Annotated in this window: 7 protein-coding genes; 3 read left to right on the forward strand and 4 right to left on the reverse strand. The window is 68.0% G+C overall.

All coding sequences use genetic code 11. From position 1 onward, the window contains the following. Positions 1 to 677: 677 nt before the first annotated feature. Complete coding sequence (locus AC07A6_RS15890; RefSeq protein WP_478777448.1) at positions 678 to 977, reverse strand: hypothetical protein; 300 nt, start codon at positions 975 to 977, stop codon at positions 678 to 680. Between the two features lie 375 nt (positions 978 to 1,352). Between AC07A6_RS15890 and AC07A6_RS15895 the strand changes: the two genes are divergently transcribed. Both AC07A6_RS15895 and AC07A6_RS15900 read left to right on the forward strand, forming a co-directional pair. Next, complete coding sequence (locus AC07A6_RS15895; protein WP_478777449.1) at positions 1,353 to 2,252, forward strand: replication initiation protein; 900 nt, start codon at positions 1,353 to 1,355, stop codon at positions 2,250 to 2,252. Between the two features lie 62 nt (positions 2,253 to 2,314). Next, on the forward strand, positions 2,315 to 2,551 hold the full coding sequence (locus tag AC07A6_RS15900; protein WP_478777450.1) for a hypothetical protein: 237 nt from the start codon (positions 2,315 to 2,317) through the stop codon (positions 2,549 to 2,551). 194 nt (positions 2,552 to 2,745) lie between these two features. Here AC07A6_RS15900 and AC07A6_RS15905 read toward each other — a convergent pair whose 3' ends face one another. From AC07A6_RS15905 to AC07A6_RS15915, 3 genes are all read right to left on the reverse strand, one after another. Continuing rightward, a complete protein-coding gene (locus AC07A6_RS15905) occupies positions 2,746 to 3,102 on the reverse strand; it encodes a hypothetical protein (RefSeq protein WP_478777451.1) in 357 nt (118 codons plus the stop codon). Between the two features lie 72 nt (positions 3,103 to 3,174). Next, positions 3,175 to 3,447: a hypothetical protein gene (locus tag AC07A6_RS15910; protein WP_478777452.1), complete on the reverse strand. Its 273-nt coding sequence runs from the start codon at positions 3,445 to 3,447 to the stop codon at positions 3,175 to 3,177. 69 nt (positions 3,448 to 3,516) lie between these two features. Next, the gene (locus tag AC07A6_RS15915) at positions 3,517 to 3,843 is read right to left on the reverse strand and encodes a hypothetical protein (RefSeq protein WP_478777453.1); all 327 of its coding nucleotides are present in this window, start codon (positions 3,841 to 3,843) and stop codon (positions 3,517 to 3,519) included. A gap of 161 nt (positions 3,844 to 4,004) precedes the next feature. On the opposite strand from AC07A6_RS15915, the gene AC07A6_RS15920 reads away from it, so the two are divergent. Continuing rightward, positions 4,005 to 4,796, forward strand: a complete 792-nt coding sequence (locus AC07A6_RS15920; protein WP_478777454.1) for a DUF5677 domain-containing protein — start codon at positions 4,005 to 4,007, stop codon at positions 4,794 to 4,796. The last annotated feature ends 245 nt before the right edge of the window (positions 4,797 to 5,041 follow it).

Genomic DNA, 5,041 nt, shown 5'->3' on the forward strand with positions numbered 1-5,041 from the left:
GGGTGGTGGGTGGTGTGGGCTCCTTCGGAGCCTTGGGGGTGGGGGGTGTTTTGTTGTGGGGGTGTGGCTAGGGTCTGGGGTTTGGTGTCATGTGTGGTGGCTGGTTGGGGGGTTGGCGGGGGTGTGGGTGGGGGGTGTGGGCCCCTGTCGGGGCCTGTGGGGGTTGGGAGGGGGTGTGTGCGGGAGTCCGGGGTGGGGCGGGGTGTGGGGTGGGAGGGTTCGGGGGGAGGGTGCCGGGGGTTTTCTGAGGGGGTTTCAGTGCCCTGCCGGGCACCGTGCGCGGGGCGGGCGCCCTCACGGGCGACCGGGTTCAATGCAACGGGGCGCACGGCCGAATTCCGGGGCGGCCTTACGGCCGACATCCAAGAGGCCTGGAATTCGAATGCTCCGCTCGGGATACGCCGATCCGATATCCCGGGAACACGTCACGGACGGAGCGTCCCATCCCCTGAACCTGATGACGCGTCAGGAAATGGGAGAGAAATTCGGCCCGGCTCGGGAAACGAATAGGAACCCACCCCGGAAAAGAGAAAGAGGCCCTTTCGGGCCTCCCCCAACAACCACCACACCGGCTACCACACCGTCAAAATACCCCCGTGCCCAGGCCCTTCGGGCGCCGCCGGACAGCGGCGCCCGAAGGGCCGACGAGGCCACGGGGCTCAGGGGAACACCGGCAGTCAGGCCCCGGTACGGGTCCTGTGCACACAGGACGGCGTGAGCCACAGGCCGGTGCGGCGGAGGTGCTCGCGGCCGGCGGCGCTGCGGGCCCGCGCGGCGAGCTCGCGGTTGTAGGCGGCGTTCTCGTGCAGTTCCTTCGCCTCCTGCAAATCCCCAACCGCGTTGCGGGCTTCGAGCCGGTCGGCGATCTCGTCGAGCTGCACCGCGCTGGTCTCCTGATAGGTCGCGTAGTGCTCGGTGGCCTTGTCCACATCGCCAGCCCACACGTGGGTGGCGCAGCAAAGGACGGGCTTCTTCACGGTTGTCTCCTTGGGCGAGATACGAACTCGGGGAAGGCCGACTGCCACCATCGACCCAACGAGAAAACAATAACAGTGATTCGTCACTCGTGTCTAGCTGCGCCACACATCGTCCGCCCCACCCCCAACGCCCGGCATCACCCCCCGTCGGGGGTCAGGGGTAGGTGAGTGGTTGGGGTTCAGGAACCCCAACCATCTGACTTGGTTCGTGTCGTACTTTGAATCTGTGAGCCACAGCTAGAGGCTGCAGGTGGCTGCTGGGCCGGAGAGGCACCGCTCAGGAACCCCGAATCATCTGACTTGGTTCGTGACGGACTTTGAAGTTAGTGGCGTGTCCGGGCCCATCCGACCCGTGCGGCTCGGGATGATCAGCTCATGAGTGCGGAGTTGCCTGTGGGGCAGTGGGACGAGTTGTGGCTGCCGTTGCGGCCGTACGCGACGAACCGACTGCAGGAGGGGATCTGGCGGGAGCCGCGGCCGGTGGCGATGACGCGCCGGTACGTGGAGGCGAACCCGTCGGCCATCAGCAATCTCCTCGTCGTGGACGTGGACCACACGGACGCGGTGCTGCGGGCGGTGTCGTCGGTGGGATCGCACCCGCTGCCCAACGCGGTCGTGGAGAACCCGGTGAACGGGCACGCTCATGCGGTGTGGGCCCTGGCGGAGGCAGTGACGCGGACCGAGTACGCCCGGCGCAAGCCCCTCGCCTACGCCGCAGCCGTCACCGAGGGACTGCGCCGCGCGCTGGACGGGGATGCGGCGTACTCGGGACTGATGACGAAGAACCCGCTGCACACGGACTGGAGCACTGCATGGCTCCACGGCGGACTCCACACCCTCGGCGGCCTGGAGGAGGCGCTGGGCGGCCACATGCCGGCAGCGCGCTGGCGGGAGACCAAGCGCTTCCGCACCAACATCACGGGGCTGGGGCGCAACTGCTCGATCTTCGAGACGGCCCGGACCTGGGCATATCGCGAGGTTCGCCACCACTTCGGCAGCCCTGACACCCTCCACGCCGCGATTCATGCGGAAGTGCACACCCGGAACACCCAGTTCGCGGAACCGCTGCCGGGGGTGGAGGCGCGCGCGATCGCCAACAGCATCCACCGGTGGATCACGACGCGGTCGAAGATGTGGAAGGACGGCGCGGCCGTCTACGAGGCCACCTTCGTCGCCATCCAGTCCGCCCGCGGCAAGAAGAGCGGCCAAGCGCGCGCGGCGCGCCGGGACGAGCGCACCGCCGCCATGCTCGACTACATGAGGGGGACGTCGTGACGCAGGGGCCCAGGCGTGAGCGCCGTCCCATGACAGCACGTGAGCTTGCTAACCGGTTTGGCGTGTCCCCACGGACCGTGCTGCGCATGGTCTGCGAGGAACGCGCGGAGTACGAGGGCCGGTCCCAGCAGCGCCGGGACCGAATCGTCGAGCTTCACCGGCAGGGGCTGAAGGGCTACGAGATCGCGGCGGAGCTGTCGGTTTCCGCCGGGCTGGTGTCGATCCGGCTCAAGGAAGCCCGGGAAGCCGGTGTCGACCTCACCCCCTACACCGCTGTCGATGAAGGGGGAACCCGGTGACAGCCTGGATAAGGGGGCTGACGTGGGCATGACGCTATTCGTGGCCGGGGTCACGCTCTGGGGCGCGGCGACGGGGCTCTTCCTGCCACGGGCCGCCTACCGCCCCACGTTCGGGATCACTCCTGAGTGTGTCGAAGGGCCGCCACCGATGTTGACGGGTGGCGACCCAGATGCACTGCCCTTCCGGCCAAGGGCTACACGACGCAGGCGAGGGGTACGTAGCCCCTGATTCCCCGGTAGGTGATGTAGGACCAGCGGTTGTCGCCCTTCCAGCCGCAGAGCGAGTAGTTCTCTCCGAACGACACCTCGCAGGCCGCGTAGGTCGCCTTCGCTCCCTTCGGGAGAAGCCCCAAGGCGGTGGCGCTGACCTTGGCGGTCTCCCTGATCTTGACGTTCTCGTGAGCCACCGCCGGGTCGAGGGCGCAGCCGGCCTTCGCCCGCGCTGGCCCGACGCTGGTCTGCGTCGCGGCGGAGACGGTACCGCTCCCCAAGATCAACAGCCCTGCTGCGGCCGCGCCCCCGAGTGCCGGAGTCAGCTTCTTCATCTTCATCAACAACAGCTCCCCGCGTTTGCTCACGGACTTTGATCGGGTTCGGACCATACGGGAGGTGTATCGGGGCGATTACCCGGTTGCGACCGTTGCGGGGCACGGCTGTTCGTGGAGCTTCCCGGATCCGTACGGGTTCGGGACGCCGGTTGCGCACAGCAGCGCCTCCCACTCGACTCCGTTGGGCCAGTGCCCTACGTGCACGCGTCCGTCCCCGTACAGGTCGGCTGATGCGAAGAGCAGGTCGGGTTCGTCCGCCCGCTCGATGGCGATGGACACCGCCCCCTCCGTGGGCGCTTCGACGGTGGCGAGGACAGTTCCGTGGTCGTCCGTGATCAGGTATCGCATGACGGCTCCTTCGAAGGGGGCGTGCCCCCGGGCGCGCCCTGGCGCCCGGGGCGGGAGTGAGGGACGTGGTCAGGCGATGTCGAGGATCACCGCGACGACGCGCTTGGTGACCTCTTCCAGGCCGTCCGAGGCGCTGGTGCAGTCGAAGTACTCCATGAGGAAGGTCGGCTCGACGTTCTTGTCCGCGTGGACGTAGAGGTCTCCCTCGTGGTCCACCCCCACGATGAATCGGGCGCCGTCCCGGGTCGTGATTTCGCCGACGACGCCCCAGTAGCCGGACTCGGCGTGCCAGTCGTCGCCGAGGAGCTTCACCGCCTGGCGGGCGATGTCCGAGATGGCGAACGGGTACTCGGTGCCGGGTGCGGGGTCGTAACGATCCGTCATAGCAATGGTCATCAGAGATCCTCTCGATCGTGTCTTCGGCACTGGTTGGCTGCCACCACCAACCCACAAGACAACTATACCAGCTATGCATCACTTCCGGTCTTTATCTGTCCTCTCCGGAGGATTCGCGACGGTGCGCACCCGCCGGCGATCCGCAGGCCTAGAGTCCTGCCATGTCGAGCCTGAAGAATGACCGCGAGAGCGCCGACCTTGCCCGCGCAACCGCCAAGGACCTGTTGAATGCCGCCGAACAGGCGGTGGCCACCGGCGTGAAAGTCCCCACGGAGAAGGCCCGAGTGTTCGGTCCGATCTACAGCTGGTGGCGTCTCACCTGCCGTACCGCCGAGGCCGTTCTGCTTCTCGCCGAGCAGGGCTTCACGGTCGAAATCGCCCCACTGGTGCGCAACATCCTCAACCACGCGTACGCGATCAACTGGCTCGCCGACAACGGTGATGCCGCCGTGGACGCCCTCGTTGCCCGTGGGGATGACGAGCGGGAGAAGCTGTGCAAGAAGCTGGAGGAGACCGGCTGGGCTGCGGCTTCCCAGTTCCGTGCCGAACTGGACCGGGTCGCCGCGCAGCAGCCGGCGGTGACCCGCACCCCGGCGGAGGAAGCCCTCCACGCCAAGCTCAAGCACGAGCTGGGGAACTTCTACGACATGCTCGACCGCTACGACGTTGCCGACATCTACCCGGTGTACTCGCATCTGTCCGGGCTGTCGCACACCACGATCAACACCGCCAGCGCCTATGTGGAGCAGCTGGACGACGGCACGTTGCAGATCCGTCTCGACGCCGTCGAGCTCGGCCACGCGGACGTCATCCAGCTGGCCGTCGCGCTCGTGCAGTCCGCCACGGTGGTGAGCCCTCTGATCGAGGGTGATCCGTTGCGCCCCGCCATCGACAAGGCCATCGCCGCTCTCGGCCTGGAGGACGTCCAGCTCCTCCCCGTCCGCGTCAAGTAGCAGCGGGCGCAGCGAACGACCCCGCCGACGTTCGGCGCCGGTCTGAAGGCCGTGACCGGAGGAGTGGCACACCAACGGTGCAAGGGGACTGATCTGCCGGGACGGCGCGGTGGCCGGGTCGGCTGCTGGCGGCCGGGAGGCGTCCGCCGCCCCCCGGCCGCCGCCTGGCCCACTCCCCACGGGCCCCCCCTCTCCGTTCCACCTGACCCGGCCCCTCCCCCGAAAACCCTTCGGCGCCCGGCCAG

The sequence above is a fragment of the Streptomyces sp. NPDC044002 genome (genome assembly GCF_056434525.1).

What these genes read in the sequence shown, in the direction of transcription:
- AC07A6_RS15895 (WP_478777449.1), top strand. Translation starts at nt 1,353, where the DNA reads ATGAGTGCGGAGTTGCCTGTGGGGCAGTGGGACGAGTTGTGGCTGCCG.
- AC07A6_RS15905 (WP_478777451.1), bottom strand. Translation starts at nt 3,102, where the DNA reads ATGAAGATGAAGAAGCTGACTCCGGCACTCGGGGGCGCGGCCGCAGCA.
- AC07A6_RS15910 (WP_478777452.1), bottom strand. Translation starts at nt 3,447, where the DNA reads ATGCGATACCTGATCACGGACGACCACGGAACTGTCCTCGCCACCGTC.
- AC07A6_RS15915 (WP_478777453.1), bottom strand. Translation starts at nt 3,843, where the DNA reads ATGACCATTGCTATGACGGATCGTTACGACCCCGCACCCGGCACCGAG.
- AC07A6_RS15920 (WP_478777454.1), top strand. Translation starts at nt 4,005, where the DNA reads ATGTCGAGCCTGAAGAATGACCGCGAGAGCGCCGACCTTGCCCGCGCA.